Annotated in this window: 14 protein-coding genes; 7 read left to right on the top strand and 7 right to left on the bottom strand. The window is 65.0% G+C overall.

Annotated features, from left to right (window positions below; translation table 11 throughout):
* Nucleotides 1-8 precede the first annotated feature (8 nt).
* The 7 genes from bcsB to ARADN35_RS0118350 all read right to left on the bottom strand — a co-directional run bounded on the left by bcsB (nt 9) and on the right by ARADN35_RS0118350 (nt 8802).
* Nucleotides 9-2330, bottom strand: a complete 2322-nt coding sequence (gene bcsB, locus ARADN35_RS0118320; RefSeq protein ID WP_010464681.1) for a cellulose biosynthesis cyclic di-GMP-binding regulatory protein BcsB — start codon at nt 2328-2330, stop codon at nt 9-11.
* A 29-nt stretch (nt 2331-2359) separates the two neighbouring features.
* Nucleotides 2360-4546, bottom strand: a complete 2187-nt coding sequence (gene bcsA, locus ARADN35_RS0118325) for a UDP-forming cellulose synthase catalytic subunit (RefSeq protein ID WP_010464684.1) — start codon at nt 4544-4546, stop codon at nt 2360-2362.
* Nucleotides 4543-5325, bottom strand: coding sequence for a cellulose biosynthesis protein BcsQ (gene bcsQ, locus ARADN35_RS0118330; protein ID WP_010464686.1), 783 nt, complete (start codon nt 5323-5325; stop codon nt 4543-4545). The genes bcsA and bcsQ overlap by 4 nt, the downstream gene beginning before the upstream one ends.
* Complete coding sequence (bcsP, locus tag ARADN35_RS0118335) at nt 5322-5876, bottom strand: cellulose biosynthesis protein BcsP (protein WP_010464687.1); 555 nt, start codon at nt 5874-5876, stop codon at nt 5322-5324. The genes bcsQ and bcsP overlap by 4 nt, the downstream gene beginning before the upstream one ends.
* 49 nt (nt 5877-5925) lie before the next feature.
* The gene (gene bcsD, locus ARADN35_RS0118340; RefSeq protein WP_029414166.1) at nt 5926-6384 is read right to left on the bottom strand and encodes a cellulose biosynthesis protein BcsD; all 459 of its coding nucleotides are present in this window, start codon (nt 6382-6384) and stop codon (nt 5926-5928) included.
* 349 nt (nt 6385-6733) lie between these two features.
* On the bottom strand, nt 6734-7864 hold the full coding sequence (gene mnmA, locus ARADN35_RS0118345; RefSeq protein ID WP_010464691.1) for a tRNA 2-thiouridine(34) synthase MnmA: 1131 nt from the start codon (nt 7862-7864) through the stop codon (nt 6734-6736).
* Complete coding sequence (locus tag ARADN35_RS0118350) at nt 7861-8802, bottom strand: LysR family transcriptional regulator (protein ID WP_010464693.1); 942 nt, start codon at nt 8800-8802, stop codon at nt 7861-7863. Before ARADN35_RS0118350 ends, mnmA begins: the two co-directional genes overlap by 4 nt.
* Here ARADN35_RS0118350 and ARADN35_RS28030 point away from each other — a divergent pair.
* From ARADN35_RS28030 to tcuB, 7 genes are all read left to right on the top strand, one after another.
* The gene (locus tag ARADN35_RS28030) at nt 8801-8986 is read left to right on the top strand and encodes a hypothetical protein (RefSeq protein WP_139019210.1); all 186 of its coding nucleotides are present in this window, start codon (nt 8801-8803) and stop codon (nt 8984-8986) included. The genes ARADN35_RS0118350 and ARADN35_RS28030 overlap by 2 nt on opposite strands.
* Nucleotides 8983-10074: a 4-oxalomesaconate tautomerase gene (locus ARADN35_RS0118355; RefSeq protein ID WP_010464695.1), complete on the top strand. Its 1092-nt coding sequence runs from the start codon at nt 8983-8985 to the stop codon at nt 10072-10074. The genes ARADN35_RS28030 and ARADN35_RS0118355 overlap by 4 nt, the downstream gene beginning before the upstream one ends.
* A gap of 36 nt (nt 10075-10110) precedes the next feature.
* Nucleotides 10111-11109, top strand: a complete 999-nt coding sequence (locus ARADN35_RS0118360) for a Bug family tripartite tricarboxylate transporter substrate binding protein (protein ID WP_035197526.1) — start codon at nt 10111-10113, stop codon at nt 11107-11109.
* A gap of 54 nt (nt 11110-11163) precedes the next feature.
* On the top strand, nt 11164-12228 hold the full coding sequence (locus ARADN35_RS0118365; protein ID WP_029414168.1) for a porin: 1065 nt from the start codon (nt 11164-11166) through the stop codon (nt 12226-12228).
* A 72-nt stretch (nt 12229-12300) separates the two neighbouring features.
* Nucleotides 12301-13239 carry a LysR family transcriptional regulator gene (locus ARADN35_RS0118370; protein ID WP_010464702.1) on the top strand — a complete coding sequence of 313 codons (939 nt, stop codon included), beginning with the start codon at nt 12301-12303 and terminating at the stop codon, nt 13237-13239.
* 125 nt (nt 13240-13364) lie between these two features.
* Entirely contained in the window at nt 13365-14849 is a 1485-nt protein-coding gene (gene tcuA / locus ARADN35_RS0118375; RefSeq protein WP_010464703.1) for an FAD-dependent tricarballylate dehydrogenase TcuA, read from the top strand.
* The gene (tcuB, locus tag ARADN35_RS0118380; protein WP_010464705.1) at nt 14836-16017 is read left to right on the top strand and encodes a tricarballylate utilization 4Fe-4S protein TcuB; all 1182 of its coding nucleotides are present in this window, start codon (nt 14836-14838) and stop codon (nt 16015-16017) included. The genes tcuA and tcuB overlap by 14 nt, the downstream gene beginning before the upstream one ends.
* Nucleotides 16018-16032 lie beyond the last annotated feature (15 nt).

The raw sequence follows: 16032 nt of genomic DNA on the forward strand, positions 1-16032 counted from the left end.
GCACTGCCTCAGCCTTTTTGCTTCAGTCGGGCCCGTGCGCGCGCTCTCAGCGACAGGTACATGATGATCGCAATCAGCACCGCCGCCGACACGCCCAGCACAATCAGCAGCAACGGGTTGCGCGAAAGAAACCATTGCGAGTAGAGGAAGGGGCCCAACTGACCCACATGGTAGTTTTTCTCGGCGACCAGGCTGTCGACCTGTTTGCCACGGATCACCGTGGTGCTGCCCTGCACATGCTTGAGCAGTTCGGCGTCCAGCAGTGCGTCCATCACCTGCGAAAGGCCCGCCGGCTGGTTGCTGGCCACGAGCACCACGCTGCGGCCACTGCGCAACGGCGATTCAAAACCCGCCACCAGCGCGTCGGTGCTGGTGCTGGAGAACGCGACCTGGCTGCGCCGGGCATGCACGCCAGATTCCTGGCCAAAACCCCACCAGCGCATCAGGCGGTTGGCGAAATCCGACATCTGGAAACTCTTCGCATCGCCCTGCAAGGCGGCAGGAATGGAACTGGCCCATTGCTTGAGCAGGGGCTGGTTGCCACCGGAGGCAATGACCAGCAGGTCCTTGTCGGCGAGGCGATCCACCTGCTGAGCCTGCGCCACGGTCACGCCCAGGGCCGGGTAACCCGTGACGCGCCCCATAACACCCATCAGGCCCAGATAGGCCGCGTACTCCTGCGCGCCCGGCTTGTCCGGCATCACCACGGCAGATTCTGAAAGGTCCGCCATGCGGGTGAACGGGAACCCGGCATTGCCAAAGGCTGCCAGGTCCGGCATGGCAATGAAATGCGAGAAGCCGGAGATGTCGATGGTTGAATCGGCCTCCACCGAACCTCGGACGTTGTCGAGCGGCACGTCCTTGCAAGCGCCCTGCTTGACCACGTCGTAGTAGTAATGCATCTGCAGCTGCGACTGGGCTGGCAGCTTGAACAGCGGGATGTGGAAGGTCTCGCGCTCCGGCGCCATCTCGCCCTTGGGCATCACCGTCGTCAGCAGACGGTCCAGCGCACCGGGCTCTTCATGGTTCACCGCGTGCAAGGGCAGCGAACGCAGAAACTGCTGGTTCACATTGATGTTGAGGGTGGATTTGTCGGCGTTGGGACGCGGTGTGTAGCGATAGCGCAGGTCCACCGGAATGCCCTTCTGGCGCCAGGCGAAAAGATCGGGCGGCAAGAAGAAGTTCAGGCGGATCAGATCCGGCGAGTATCCAGACACATTGAGCGCCTCGGCCTCTACCAGCTCCCCAAACTTCACGGGCCGGTCGTTGGCCAGCCAGTTGGGCGCGTCGTAGGGCTTGCGGGGCTTGAGTTCCGTGACCTCGGTGATCCGCGCAAGCGGGCCGGACAGGGCCGAGGAGCCAATGGCCAGCGCCTTGGCAGCGACGCCAAGCTCGGCCTCGTCCCGCCCCATGACCAGCAACAGCTTGCCGTTGCGGTCTACAGGGTGGCTCACCACGGCCACGGTGGGGCCCTGGATGTCTGGCAGGGTCAAGCCGGCAGGGGCCTGCGCCTTGCCCGCAATCATCACCACGGCGTTGCCACGCGCCGGAAGCTCGCCCACGAGCGATGGGAACCTGGCGCCCCGGAAACCTGCCAGCGCACCAAACCACGACGACATCGTGCCAGCGGCCTGCAAGGTGCCCGTATTGGGCGCTGCGCCGAACACCATGGGCAGTTCCAACGGCCGTACATCCCGGCGATCAAAGAAAGGCTGCGGCAGCAGCGCCAGATCGTTCGTCTGGGCCACGGGTGCCACCGTAAGTTCCAGCACGCTGTCGTTGCCGACGTTGGCCCACAGGCTGGAGTGCAGCGGGTCTTCGCACTCCATCGTGTAGTGGCCGATGAGCTGCAGGTTCAGCCGGTTGAACTCGGTAATGAGGCGCGGCGGGATGACGATCTCGCGCTGCAGGTTTTCGCCCCCTTGCTGTGTGGTGACGGGGATGGTGGCCGCCACCTGCTCGTTCACCAGCACCTTGATGTGGGACAGGTTGGGGAGCAGGGCGGGGGAGTAGGAATAGTTCAGCTTCAGTCGGGCGCCCGTGACCACTTCGTCGTTGCGCACGCTGAATGCCACGCCGCTGGTGCCATCGACGCCACGCAACTGCAGCGGAAACAGGGCTCCCAGGTCCTTGAAACTGGTGCGGTGCACACGCACCCCACTTTCCGAGGGCTGCGCCGCAGACGCCATCTCCGTTCCAGCAGCTGCGGGTGCGGGGGCTGCAGAGAGTTGGGACACAGGCACGGCGGTCCCTGCCAGTACCAAGGCCAGCATGGCAGGCAGCATGCGCTTGCGCGGCAGCCGCGCTGTCGGATGTCTTTTGGAAATCATGGTTGGAATCTTTGGAAACAGGGAAAGGCTTAACGGGGCTTCAGGGACTTGACGGCGGAGACGGTCAATTGCCCCACGCCACGCAGCCCGATCACGATCACGCTGCGGAGCGAACTCAGTGGCTTGTCGCGCTGGCCGGTGCCCCAGGTGGCAATCCACGCATCGGCCCGTGCAAACGTCAGCGATGCCAGTTCGGCCTGCTGTCGCAGGCTGAGGTTGTCGAACTTCACGCCCAGGCGCCCCTTGCCGCTGAACGTGACAACCGCCGGAAAAACGCCTTCTTCGTCCGACCGGAACAGCGACACGGAAAGACGGCTTCCCATGGGAATATCGCTGTCTGGCGGTACGGACAAGCCCAGCCCGTGCTGGGAGAAATCTTCGGTCTTGCACACCAACGTGCGCCCGTTGTCAAAGCGGATGACGGCAGGCAAGGCCGCCGCCACGCGCGGCGTGCCACGGATCTGGCGCGTCTCGCTGGCCACCGCCACGCTGGCACCCAGCAGGATGACGTTGTAGGTCGTCCAGACCATGTTGATAACCAGCGTCGTGGTTTCATCGCCTGCGGAGGAGAACAGCTTCCAGATCCCGACCGAGAAACCCACCAGATTAATCAACAGCAGCACCACATAGGGCCGGGCGATGGTCCAGTCGAAATAGGCCTTCTCGATCACTCCCCCCTTGGCCGTCACGTTGAACTTGCCCAGCTTGGGGTTGATGAAGGCCACGATCACCGGGCGCATGATGTACCAGGCCAGCACCGATTCATACACCTCGTTCCAGAACGAATGCCGAAAGCGCCCCTGGATGCGGGAGTTGGTCACGCTGGCATGGGCCAGGTGGGGCAAGGCATAGGCGGTGATCATCAGCGCCGTGGCCTGGAACACGTGCGCACCAAAGAACAGGTACGCCAGCGGCGCAGTCAGAAAAACCAGGCGCGGCAGGCCATAGAAGAAGTGCAGCATTGCGTTCAGGTAACACAGGCGCTGGCCGAACTTGAGGCCCTTGCCGAACAACGGATTGTCGGTACGCGCGATCTGCGCCATGCCCCGCGCCCAGCGGATGCGCTGGCCCACGTGGCCGGACAGGCTTTCGGTGGCCAGGCCTGCTGCCTGGGGCACTTCGAGGTAGGCCGTGTTGTAGCCCAGACGGCTGAGCTTGAGCGCGGTGTGTGCGTCCTCGGTCACGGTTTCTACCGCAATGCCACCCACTTCCAGCAGCTCCTTGCGGCGGATGATGGCGCAGGAACCACAGAAGAACGACGCGTTCCAGAGGTCATTGCCGTCCTGCACGATGCCGTAGAACAGTTCGCCCTCGTTGGGCATCCGGTGGAACGTGTCCAGGTTGCGTTCGAACGGGTCCGGCGAGAAGAACACGTGGGGCGTCTGCAGCATCACCAGGTTGGTGTCCTTGAAGAACCAGCCCATGCACACCTGCAGGAAAGAACGCGTGGGAATGTGGTCGCAATCGAAGATGGCGATGTATTCGGAGTGCGTGACCTTGAGCGCCGCGTTGATGTTGCCCGCCTTGGCATGGTGGTTGTTGTCGCGGATCAGGTAGCCCACGCCCAGCTCTTCGCAGAATTCGCGGAACTCGGGGCGACGGCCGTCGTCGAGCACATACACGTGCAGGCGATCGGCCGGCCAGTCCAGGCTCATGGCCGAGAACACGGTCTGGCGCACCACTTCGAGCGGTTCGTTGTACGAGGGGATGAACACGTCCACGCTGGGCCAGGTACTGATGTCCTCAGGCATGGGAACCGGGCGGCGCTGCAGGGGCCACGCCGTCTGGAAGTAGCCGATGAGCAGCACCGCGAAGGCATACAGCTCTGCCAACACCAAGCCATACCCGAATGCCGCGTCCAGCCAGTTGGTAAAACCGATGGTGTCGGTAAAGCGCCAGTAGATGTAGCGCGATGACGCCGAGATCGACAGCACGATCATCGCCAGCGTGGACAGTCGCCCTGGGGTTCTGCTCAGCAGGAGTGCAGCACCAAACGAGCCCAAAGAAAAAAGAATTTGCCCCTGCAGATCCAGCGGCACGCTGATGACCAGCCCCATCAGCAAGGCGCTGAACACCACCGCCGCAACACGCGCCACGGGGTGTTGCCAAAGATCCCACCCGGTGATGGCATGCACCACGGTGCGCCAGTGCGCCTGGGGGCTGTGGGAATCGGCGTCGGCGACCTCGTCAGCCTTGGGGCGTTGGTCCATGCTCATCGCGTGGCTCCAGCCCGTGGCAGACGCAGGCGCTGCGCAAGGACACGGGCGCATTTGAGCAGGTCGTCGGCCGCCTGACCTTGGGGGTCGTACTCCAGCACACTCTGGTCATAGGCCAGCGCCTCGCGCACCGCCTGGTCTTCGTGGATCACACCCACCAGACGCTCGCCAAGGTTGTCCTGCATCACACGCGTGATGTCCTTGGACAACTGGCGCGCACCGTCGGCCTGGTTGAGCACGTACAGCGTTTCGGAAAAATCGGGGCGCGGCGTGCAGTAGGTATGCACCAGGCGCTGCATGAGGGCCAGCGAAGCATAGGACGCCGCGTCGGGCAGACTGACCACCACCACCACCTGGGCCGCCGACAGCGCCTGCTGCATGTAGACAGACGGGCCGGGCGGCGTATCCACCACCACCACCGCGTCCGGCGGGAGCTCCAGACCCTGGAGTTGCTGCGTCAGCCAGTTCGGATGCGCGTCCAGATGCCGCTCGAAGGCCATGCGGTCGGATTCGTTCACCACCCCATAGGGCAGCACATACACCCCTGACGGACTTTGCACGCAGACCGAGCCCCACTCCTGGCCTGCCAGACTGGCGCGGGATACGCCTGCAAGCGACCGGGGATCGGCACCAAAGTGCAAGCCCAGAGCATTCTGGGGGTCCATGTCCACAACCAGCAGTGTGCCAACACCCTCACGCTGCAAGGCGGTGGCCAGATTCGCAGTCAGGGTCGTCTTGCCTACGCCGCCTTTGGCAGAAACAATAGCAATCACTTTCATGCATGGCCCTTGCGAGGCTGCCAGGCCGGTGCTGGTGCCGGTGCAGCGCTGCCTGCCACGGGAGCACCCGCCAGACGCGCAAAAACCGATGAAAGGTCCACGGGCAAGGACTCCTGGGGCACGGCCTGCTCCTCCAAAGAAGCCGGCGCAGCCGGGGCCCGCAGGCCAGCAAGACGTGCCAAGGGGGACCGCGAGGCCATCGTGGTGGCCACGGGCGGCAGACGGTCTGCTGCCGCCGCCAATACCGTGACGGGCGCAGCCACCGGGCGGGGAGCCTCGGCGACCAAGGGCGCGGCGCGTGGCAGCTCCACTGCGGGTTCAGGCCGCACCGCAACCGGCGCCTGTACCTGCTGGGGGGCTGGCGCCATGGCGGCACCGGCGCGGCGGTCTACCGAAGGTACGTCATGGGCCACGGCGTCTCGAACTGCCGAGACGAGGGGCCAGCGTTCGTTGGAAAGCTTGTGCTCCTGCTTGCGGGCCAGCTCATGGTAAGGGTCCGCCTTGGCCCCAAACTGCTGAAAGAGGTTCACGATGTCGTCTGAGTGTTTCATGGTCACCGCCAATGCCGGAACATATCCAAAAAATCCGAAGCCCGGAGGCTCAGCGCGCTAGCTGAAGGTGCACACACCCCCAGGCATCCGCAGGCGCACACTGGGCCACCTTGAGCGGACCAGCACCCGCCTGCTCGAACCAGCTTTGGTAGACCCCTTCCAGGAAACCACCCGACCACTGCACGTGGTCCGGCCCGAGTGCAGCGGATACGGGCGACAGGCTGTGGTGGATGTTCAACTGTCCAACTTCCTGCGTCAAATCAACCCAGCCCCAGTCGATGCGCTCCCAGACGGCCGTCATGCCGCGCTGCAGATCCTCCACCGTGGCACACGTTGGCAAAGGGTGGTCTGCGGCAAACCGTACACCCACACGGAACATCAGCGCACGCAGGTCTTCCGGTGGCAGTGCTGCGGCGAATTCCGCCGCCAGGGCCTGGAAAAATCCCCGCCACTGCATTGAACACCGCTGCAGGGCCAGATGGTTGGTGACGTCTGGGCTGGAGGGCATGGAAACAATTTGAGACATGGTGCACACAAGAGCAAGCATCGGGCCCGCTTGTGACGGCCACCAGCAGGAAGGACTAAGGGTTAACCATGTGCATCGATTGATACATATGGTTTCAAACAGCTTTTGGGAGAATTCTAGAAGCCCAGCCCTCGCAAGTGACGCTTCTGGTGGCGAACCAAAGGTCAACTTAGTTCAACTGGCGGTATCTACGTAGAAGTTTGTGGGTGTCGCGCCACAAGAATTCATTATTTACTATTTGAATTACTCAATCCATAGTCTTATTTAATTAGAAAGACGGATTTTTCTTGCAGCTGGCGACCTGCCGACTGGCACGCGCGCCTCACATGTTTCAGTCTGTCGCGCCAAAAATGACCCCGCCCCCGAGGCAGACATCGCCGTCGTACAAGACGGCGCTTTGCCCGGGCGTAACCGCCCACTGCGCCTGCGGGAACCGCAGCGCAAAGCCCGCGCCCTCCGCGCTGACGACAGAGCACGCAGCATCCTGCTGCCGGTAGCGGGTCTTGGCGGCATAGTCCCCGGGCGCCGGTGGGCGGCCAGAGGTCCAACTGGCGTCTTGCGCTTCCAGGGCCGAAGACAACAGCCAGGGATGGTCGTGCCCCTGCACCACGCGCAGCGTGTTCCTGGCCAGGTCTTTGCGGGCCACAAACCAGGGCGCATGCTCGCCGCCGCCGCGCTGGGCGCCTTTTTCCTTGATCCCACCAATACCCAGCCCCTGACGCTGGCCCAGCGTGTAGAAGCTCAGACCCACATGCTTGCCCACGGTGCGTCCCCGGTCGTCCTGAATAGGGCCGGGGGCGTGGCTGATATAGCGGTTCAGGAACTCGCGGAACGGCCGCTCGCCAATGAAGCAGATGCCCGTGGAATCCTTCTTCTTGGCATTGGGCAGGCCGATCTCCTCGGCGATGCGGCGCACTTCGGTCTTGTGCAGCTCGCCCACCGGGAACAGCGTCTTGGAGAGCTGCGCCTGGTTCAGGCGGTGCAGGAAGTAGCTCTGGTCCTTGGACGGGTCGAGCCCCTTGAGCAGTTCGAACAGCCCCGAGGTCGCGTTCTGGCGCACGCGGGCGTAGTGTCCGGTGGCGATCTTCTCCGCGCCCAGGCGCATGGCATGGTCGAGGAAGGCCTTGAACTTGATCTCTGCGTTGCACAACACGTCCGGGTTCGGCGTGCGGCCCGCCTGGTATTCGCGCAGGAACTCGGCAAACACACGGTCTTTATAGTCGGCTGCGAAGTTGACGTGTTCGATCTCGATGCCGATCACGTCGGCCACGGCGGCGGCATCCACGAAGTCGATGTTGGACGAGCAATATTCGCTGTCGTCGTCATCTTCCCAATTCTTCATGAAGATGCCGACCACTTCATGGCCCTGTTGTTTGAGCAGGTGGGCGGTCACGGCCGAGTCCACTCCGCCCGAGAGGCCCACGACAACACGTTGTTTGGGCTGTTTGGTATTGGCAGTCATTGCCCCGATTGTATTTTTTGCGCCGTAGCAGCACTGCGTGGACGCACAGAACGCGTAGCCACCAGCAGGTCATAGAGCTGCTGCGCAGCGGGCGACAGCGATTTTCCCCTGCGCTTGATGAGGCCCATCTGGCGCGTCACCACAGGCTCCACCAGCGGAATACTCACCAGCGTAGGGTGGTCCTTGCCCGGCATGGCCAGGCTGGGCACGGCCGCCACGCCCAGGCCTGCCTCGACCAGCCCGAGCAGCGTGGTCACGTGCTTGGCCTCGTACAGGCACTGCGGGCGGTCGGGCACGTTGGCCAGAGCCAGGTCCATCAGCAGGCGGTTGCCCGAGGTTTTTCCCACCGACATGAAGTCGTGCTGGCCCAGCTCCGCCCAGGTGACCTTCTTGCGCCGCGCCAGCACATGGTCGCGGCGGCAGGCGGCCACGAAGCGCTCGGCCAGCACCGGCTTGAACTCGATCTCGGCCTCCTGGCTGCCGATGAAATTGAGACCAAAGTCGGCATCGCCCTGCGCCACAGCCACCAGAACCTCGTTGGCGCTGGCGTCGTGCACCTTGACGCGGATCTTCGGAAAACGCTCGTGGTAGCGCTTGACCACCTGCGGCAGAAAGTAATACACGGCCGAGGGCACACAGGCAATCGTCACCTCGCCCATGCGGCGCGCCGCCACATCGCCCAGGCCCATGAGCATGCCGTCCAGGTCATCGAGCCACACGCGCGTCTTTCGTGCGAAGTCGCGCCCTACGGCGGTGAGGGTGACACGGCGCGTGGTGCGGTCCAGCAGGCGCACGCCCAGCGCCTCTTCCAGCTTATCGATGCGGCGGCTGAAGGCGGGCTGCGACAGATGGATGGATTCGGCCGCCGCGCGAAAGCTGTGCAACTCGGCCACGGCGGCGAAGGCCTGGATGTCAGCAAGATCGAATTTGTTGTTCATGACGCACGGGCTTTCAAGACGTTTCGCTGTTGCGCAGCACGCATCAAACGATCAAAACATTGCAATTCACGAACGTGATTTCAACATGTACAAGGCCTATCTGCCTATTGCGCCACATGCATTAATCATTGCCAACAATGCAATTCACAGAACAGACGAAGCGCCGCACCATGCCGACCCATGAGCTACAACCTTCCTTGCGTTCTGATGCGTGGCGGCACTTCCCGGGGGCCGTTCTTCCTGGCCGACTGGCTGCCGCAAGACCCTGCGGCGCGTGACCGCACCCTGATCGCGGCACTGGGCTCGCCGCATGAATTGCAGATTGACGGCCTGGGCGGCGGCAATTCGCTGACCAGCAAGGTGGCGATCGTTTCGCGGTCGGTGCATGCCGACTGCGATGTGGACTACCTCTTCGCCCAGGTCAGCGTGGAAGAGGCCCGCGTGGACACACGGCCCAACTGCGGCAACATGCTGGCGGGCGTGGGGCCCTTTGCCATCGAGCAGGGGCTGGTGCCCGCATCCGGCCATGGAAACACCACCACGGTGCGGGTCTACAACGTCAATACCCGTTCGCGCATTGATGTGCAGGTGTGCACCGCCGGAGGCCGCGTGCACTACGAAGGCGACGTGCACATCGACGGTGTGCAGGGCACTGCGGCACCCGTGCTGATGAACTTCCTGGATGCCTGGGGCGCCGTCACGGGCCAGATCTTCCCCACCGGCCAGCGTATCGACACCCTCCACGGCCTGCAGGTCACCTGCATCGATGCTGCACAGGTGATGGTGCTGGTGCGCGCTGCAGACTTGGGCCTGCGCGGCAACGAGGGCCCCGCGGAGCTGGATGCCAACAGTGGCCTGCTGCGCAGGCTGGAAGCCCTGCGGTGCGAAGCCGGCCTGCGCATGGGCATGGGCGATGTGTCGAACAGCGTGCTGCCCAAGCCCGTGATCGTGTCTGCGGGCGATCAACCGGGCAGCGTCGTCTCGCGCTATTTCACACCCCACCGCTGCCACCGCTCACACGCCGTGACCGGCGCCATTGGCGTGGCTGCCGCCCACGTGCTGCCAGGCACGGTGATCACCGACAGCCTCCAACACGCCACGGCAGGTACGCGCCGTGTGGAAGTGCTGCACCCCGCTGGCCGCATTCATGTGGACGTGGAACTCACCGACGTGGACGGCCAATTCAAGCTGGTGCAGGCCGCGCTGGTCCGCACCGCGCGAAAGATTCTGGAGGGCACGCTGTTCGTTTCAGAAAACGCATTCACCCATTGATTTCAAACCCCACCCTTGGATGACAGGAGACAAAAAATGATTGACCAACACAGTGCGCCACCGCGCACACGCCGCACCCTACTAACCGCAGCGGCCCTCGCTGCCGCTGTGCAAATGATCCCCACCCTGGCGCATGCGGCTTATCCCGACAAGCCCATCACACTCGTGGTGCCGACCGCAGCCGGCGGTGGCAATGACGGCATGGCGCGCGTGGTGGCGCTCAAGCTGTCCAGCTTGCTGGGACAGCAGGTCATTGTGGAAAACAAGGCGGGCGCCAACGGTGCCATTGCGGCAGAGTTTGTGGCCCGGGCGGCTCCCGACGGCCACACGATTCTTTTTGGCTACATCGGCACGCACGGCATGAGCCCTGCGCTACAAAAGCTGCGCTACGACCCCATTGCGCAGTTCGAGCCCATCGGCATGGTGAGCTACTCGCCCACGCTCATGGTGGTGCACCCCAAGGTACCGGCCAAGACCGTGAGCGAACTGGTGGCGCTGACCAAGGCCAAGCCCCAGGACTTCAACTACGCCTCTGCAGGCAACGGGACAGCCCCCCACTTTTCGGCAGAAATTTTCAAACTGGAAAGCGGTGCGCAGATGGCCCATGTGCCCTACCGGGGCGCCGCACCCGCAATGAACGACACCATGGCCGGGCAAACCCAGGTCATGTTCCCCAGCCTGTTCTCGGCCTACCCCCACATCAAGAACGGCAAGCTGCGCGCCCTGGCGCTGGCAGGCCCGAAGCGTTCATCGCTGCTGCCCGATGTGCCCACGCTTGAAGAGGCGGGCGTGAAGGGGGTCGAGATCACGCAGTGGTACGCCCTGTTTGCCCCCGGCAAAACGCCCCGGCCCGTGATTGATCAGCTCAACAAGGCCCTGAACACCGCCCTGGCCGACAAGGACGTGGCACGGCGCATTGAAGAGCAGGGTGCCGTGGTGGACACCAGCACACCCGAGCAGCTGGCTTTGACCGTGCGCCAGGAGATCGCCAAGTGGAAGGGCGTGGTGCAGAAGGCGCAGCTCACACCCGATTGAGGCCGGGAAAGGCCCTTGCCCCCTTTCAGATTTCCACAAAAACAGGAGACACCCATGAGAAAAGGAATAGGAGCGCTTTGCGCCGCGCTGGCCAGCAGCTGCGTGGCAGCGCAAACCAGCGGCGTGACGCTGTACGGCACCATCGACCTGGGCCTGCGCCATGGCAGCGGCCTCACGGCCTCGCATGCAGCTGCACCCGGGTCGTCACACAGCCTGGGCAGCGGCATCCACACCACCAGCCGCTGGGGCCTTCGAGGAAGCGAAGACCTGGGGGATGGTGCCAAGGCGCTGTTCCAGTTCGAGAGTGGCCTGAACGCCGACACCGGCACCTCGGCCAACGCCAGCAAATATTTTGACCGCGCGTCCTGGGTGGGCCTGCAAGGGGGCTGGGGCACACTGGCCCTGGGGCGCCAGACCACCACGCTGGCCGATGCCGTCTCGCCCGTGGACCCGTTGGGCATGCGCTTTGCCAGCTTCAACCCCAGCATCGGCGTGGCCGCGCTCAGCCAGCATGGCCTGGGCATCGAGTTCGGCAGCGCTGGGAGCACATCGGGCTCGTACCGGCTGGACAATGCCCTCAAGTACACCGGCCGTTTCGGTGGCTTCACCGCCCGTGCGATGTGGGGCCTGGGCGAAGTGGCCTCGCAGCAATCGGCCTTGTCGTCGCGCGGCGTGGGCCTGGCCTGGGCCGCCGACGGGTTCGTGGCCTCGGGCGCGTACCAAAACTTGAAGGACACGAACCAGCGCACGCTGGATGGCACCACCCTGGGCGCTGCCTACCAATGGGGCTCCGTGCGCCTTGCCGCCAATGCCGCACGCAGCGAGGCAGAAACAGCGGCCGGCAAACACACCGTGCAGCGCGTGCTCTCGGCAGGCGCCACCTGGTCCGTGACACCCCTTTTCGACCTGACAGCGGCCTACTACAAGGTGGACCGCACCCGCACGGGTGCCACCGACGACGGCTATGGCCGCCTGGTGGCTTTTGCCGAATACAAGCTCTCGCGCCGCACCAAGCTCTACGCCGAGCGGGACAACACCCGCTGGCGCAATGGCTTCCAGGGCGCGGCCAACAAAGCGAACGCCACGGGCGTATCGGCCGGGGTGGTGCACTCGTTCTGACGCACTGGCGTCCTGGCGACAGGGCTGTGGGCGGCCGCACGGGCACTGGTGGGACTGTGCGACCATCGCCCCATGGAACTGCGCCAGCTTCGCTACTTCGTCCGCATCGTCGAACTCGGCTCCATGGGCCGCGCCGCACTGGACCTGAACATGGTGCAGTCGGCATTGAGCCAGCAGATCAGCCGGCTGGAGGGCGAGCTCAGCACGCGGCTGCTGCAACGCACCAGCAAGGGCACCGTGCCCACCGAAGCCGGGCTGGCTTTTTTTCGCGAGGCGCAGCTCACCCTGCGCCATGCCGAGCAGGCGGCGCGCGTGGCGCAGCAGGCGCGCCTGTCGGGCACCGTGAGCGTGGGCTTGGCGCCCACGACGGCGTCGGTGCTGGGCGTGCCGCTGATGCGGGCCATGCGCGAGCGTTACCCCGATGTGCGCTTGCACATGGTCGAGAGCCTGTCGGGCCACCTCTCCAACATGCTCAACGCGCGCCAGCTGGACCTGGCCGTGCTGTTCGACACCCAGCCCGCGCGCCGCTGGAGCGTGCTGCCCCTGCTGGACGAGCGGCTGTTCCTCATCCGCAGCGCCCACGGCGGCGCCAGCACCTTGCCCGCCCGGCTGCCCAAGCGGCTGCGCCTGGCACAACTGAAGGCCGAGCCGCTGGTCCTGCCCACAGGCCCCCACGGGCTGCGCAGCCGCATCGATGCTGCGTTTGCCGCAGCGCAGGTGGCGCCGCATGTCGCGATGGAAATCGACTCGCTGGCCATGCTGATGGACGCCGTGAACGCGGGCCTGGGCAGCACCCTGCAACCCTGGGCCGCCGTGGGGCGCTACCCCGACGCCAACGAACGCTTTGGCCTGGCTGAGCTGTCCGACGCCCCGGCCAGTCGCCCTGCAGCGCTGTGCAGCCTGTCAGACGACGAACTCTCGCCCGCCGCCCTGGCCACGCGCGTGGTGCTGGCGGACTGTACGCGGGCGCTGGTGCAATCGGGCACCTGGGTGGGCGCCACGCTGGCGTAGCCACCCCAACGGCACTCAGGTGATCAAGCCATCACCAAACGTGATGGCCCCTTGCCCTTTCGGGCCTGCCCACACCGGGGCGAAATTTCTACAGTGGCGCTACACCCCACGAATGGAAAACCACGGTGCCAAATACCCCCCACTCCGCAGAACCCACCACGGTCGATGTGCTCGTCATCGGCGGCGGCAACGCCGCCCTGTGCGCCGCCCTGATGGCGTGCGAAGCGGGCGCCAGCGTGCTGCTGCTCGAATCGGCCCCGCGCGCTTGGCGCGGCGGCAACTCGGCCCACACGCGCAACCTGCGCTGCATGCACGATGCGCCGCAGGACGTGCTGGTCGATGCCTACCCTGAAGAAGAGTTCTGGCAGGACCTGCTCAAGGTGACCGGCGGGTTGACCAACGAACACCTGGCGCGCCTGGTGATCCGAGCATCGGGTACCTGTCGGCCCTGGATGCGCCGCCATGGCGTGCACTTCCAGCCCGCGCTGGCAGGCACGCTGCATGTGGCGCGCACCAACGCGTTTTTCATGGGCGGCGGCAAGGCGTTGGTCAACGCCTACTACCGCAGCGCCGAACAACTGGGCGTGCAGGTCCGCTACGAAGCGCCGGTAGAGCGCATCGAGATGGAGGGCAGCCGCTTCATCGCCGCGCACCTGGCGAATGGCGAGCGCATCGCCGCCAAAAGCTGCGTGCTGGCCGCAGGCGGGTTTGAATCGAACCGCGAATGGCTGCGCGAGGCCTGGGGCCAGAACGAACGGGGCGAGTGGCCAGCCGACAACTTCCTGATCCGCGGCACGGCCTACAACAAGGGCGTGTTGCTCAAGCATTTGCTTGACGCCCATGGAGCCGACCGCATTGGCGACCCCACGCAGGCGCACATGGTGGCCATCGACGCACGCGCACCGCTGTACGACGGCGGCATCTGCACACGCATCGACTGCGTATCGCTGGGCGTGGTGGTGAATCGCAACGGCGAGCGCTTCTACGACGAGGGCGAGGACTTCTGGCCCAAGCGCTATGCCATCTGGGGCCGCCTGGTAGCGCAGCAGCCGGGGCAGATTGGCTATTCGGTCATCGACAGCAAGGCCATTGGCCGCTTCATGCCGCCCGTGTTCCCGGGCGCGAAGGCGAACACATTGCCCGAGCTGGCGGAAAAGCTCGGCCTCCCCGTGGACACCTTCATGCGCACGCTCAACGGCTACAACGCCGCTTGCCGCGTGGGCACCTTCGACCACACCGCACTGGACGACTGCCACACCGAAGGCGTCGCGCCCGCCAAGACGCACTGGGCCCGGCCCATCGACACAGGCCCGTTCTACGGCTACGCACTCAAGCCCGGCGTCACTTTCACCTACCTGGGCCTGCACACCGACGACACCGCTGCCGTGCGGTTCAACAACCAGCCCAGCCCCAACCTGTTTGTGGCCGGCGAAATGATGGCTGGCAATGTGCTGGGCAAGGGCTACACGGCCGGTGTCGGCATGTCGATTGGCACCGCGTTTGGTCGCATCGCGGGTGCGCGGGCCGCTTTGGCATCAAAACAGGCTCCAGCGCTTATTCATCATGCGCAATTGGCTACAAAATCAGGAGCAAATCATGCACACGCTTGAAGCCTTGACGCGCGACGCCCGGGCGCTGGCGCATGGCGAGATCGTGCTGTCGGCGCCCGAGACCGAGGTAGCTCGCCAGCTGCAGATCTGCAACGCCTGCCGCTACTGCGAAGGTTTTTGCGCCGTCTTCCCCGCCATGACGCGGCGGCTGGAGTTTGGCAAGGCCGACATCCACTTCATCGCCAACCTGTGCCACAACTGCGGTGCCTGCCTGCATGCCTGCCAGTACGCACCGCCGCACGAGTTTGCAGTGAACATTCCGCAGGCCATGGCCCAGGTGCGCGGCCAGACCTATGCCGACTACGCCTGGCCGCCCGCGCTGGGCCAGCTGTACCAGCGCAACGGCTTGACCCTCGCGCTGGCGCTGGTGGCCGGGCTCACGCTGTTCCTGCTTCTGGCCGTGGTGCTGCATGGCCAGGGCCTCAGCGCACTATGGCAGGCCCCCTCAGGCGGCTTCTACGGCATCTTCCCGCACAACCTGCTGGTGGGCCTGTTCGCGCCGGTGTTCCTGTTCGCCGTGCTCGCGCTGGGCCTGGGCGTGCGCCGTTTCTGGCGCGATGTGACACCCGCCACCAGCGGCGCGCGCCTGTCGCCTCCAGCGGCTGCCGAGGCCACCGACGCCGTGCTGCGCCTCAAATACCTGGACGGCGGCCACGGCGACGGCTGCCACAACGAGGACGACGCCTACACCCTGTCGCGCAGGCGCATGCACCACCTCACGTTCTACGGCTTCCTGCTGTGTTTTGCGGCCACCAGCGTGGCCACGCTGTACCACTACCTGCTGGGTGCGCCCGCGCCCTACGACCTGCCCAGCCTGCCCAAGCTGCTGGGCGGCGTGGGCGGCATCAGCCTGGCCATCGGCACTGCGGGCCTGTGGCGGCTGAACCTGCGCCGCCACCCCGAGCACGGCGACGCCGCGCAAAAGCCCATGGACCGCGCCTTCATCGCGCTGCTGTTCCTCACCGCCACCAGTGGCCTGGCGCTGTGGGCCTCACGCGGCACAACCGCATTGCCGCTGCTGCTGTGCCTGCACCTGGGCGCCGTGATGGCGCTGTTCGCCACGCTGCCCTACGGCAAGTTTGCGCACGGCATCTTCCGCACCGCATCGCTGCTGCGCCATGCGGTCGAAAAGCGCCAGCCCAACCCGGTTGGCCTGGGCGCCGACTAAGTGCCCAGGCCATCA

The sequence above is a fragment of the Acidovorax radicis N35 genome, from assembly GCF_000204195.1.
GTDB classification, from domain to species: domain Bacteria; phylum Pseudomonadota; class Gammaproteobacteria; order Burkholderiales; family Burkholderiaceae_C; genus Acidovorax; species Acidovorax radicis.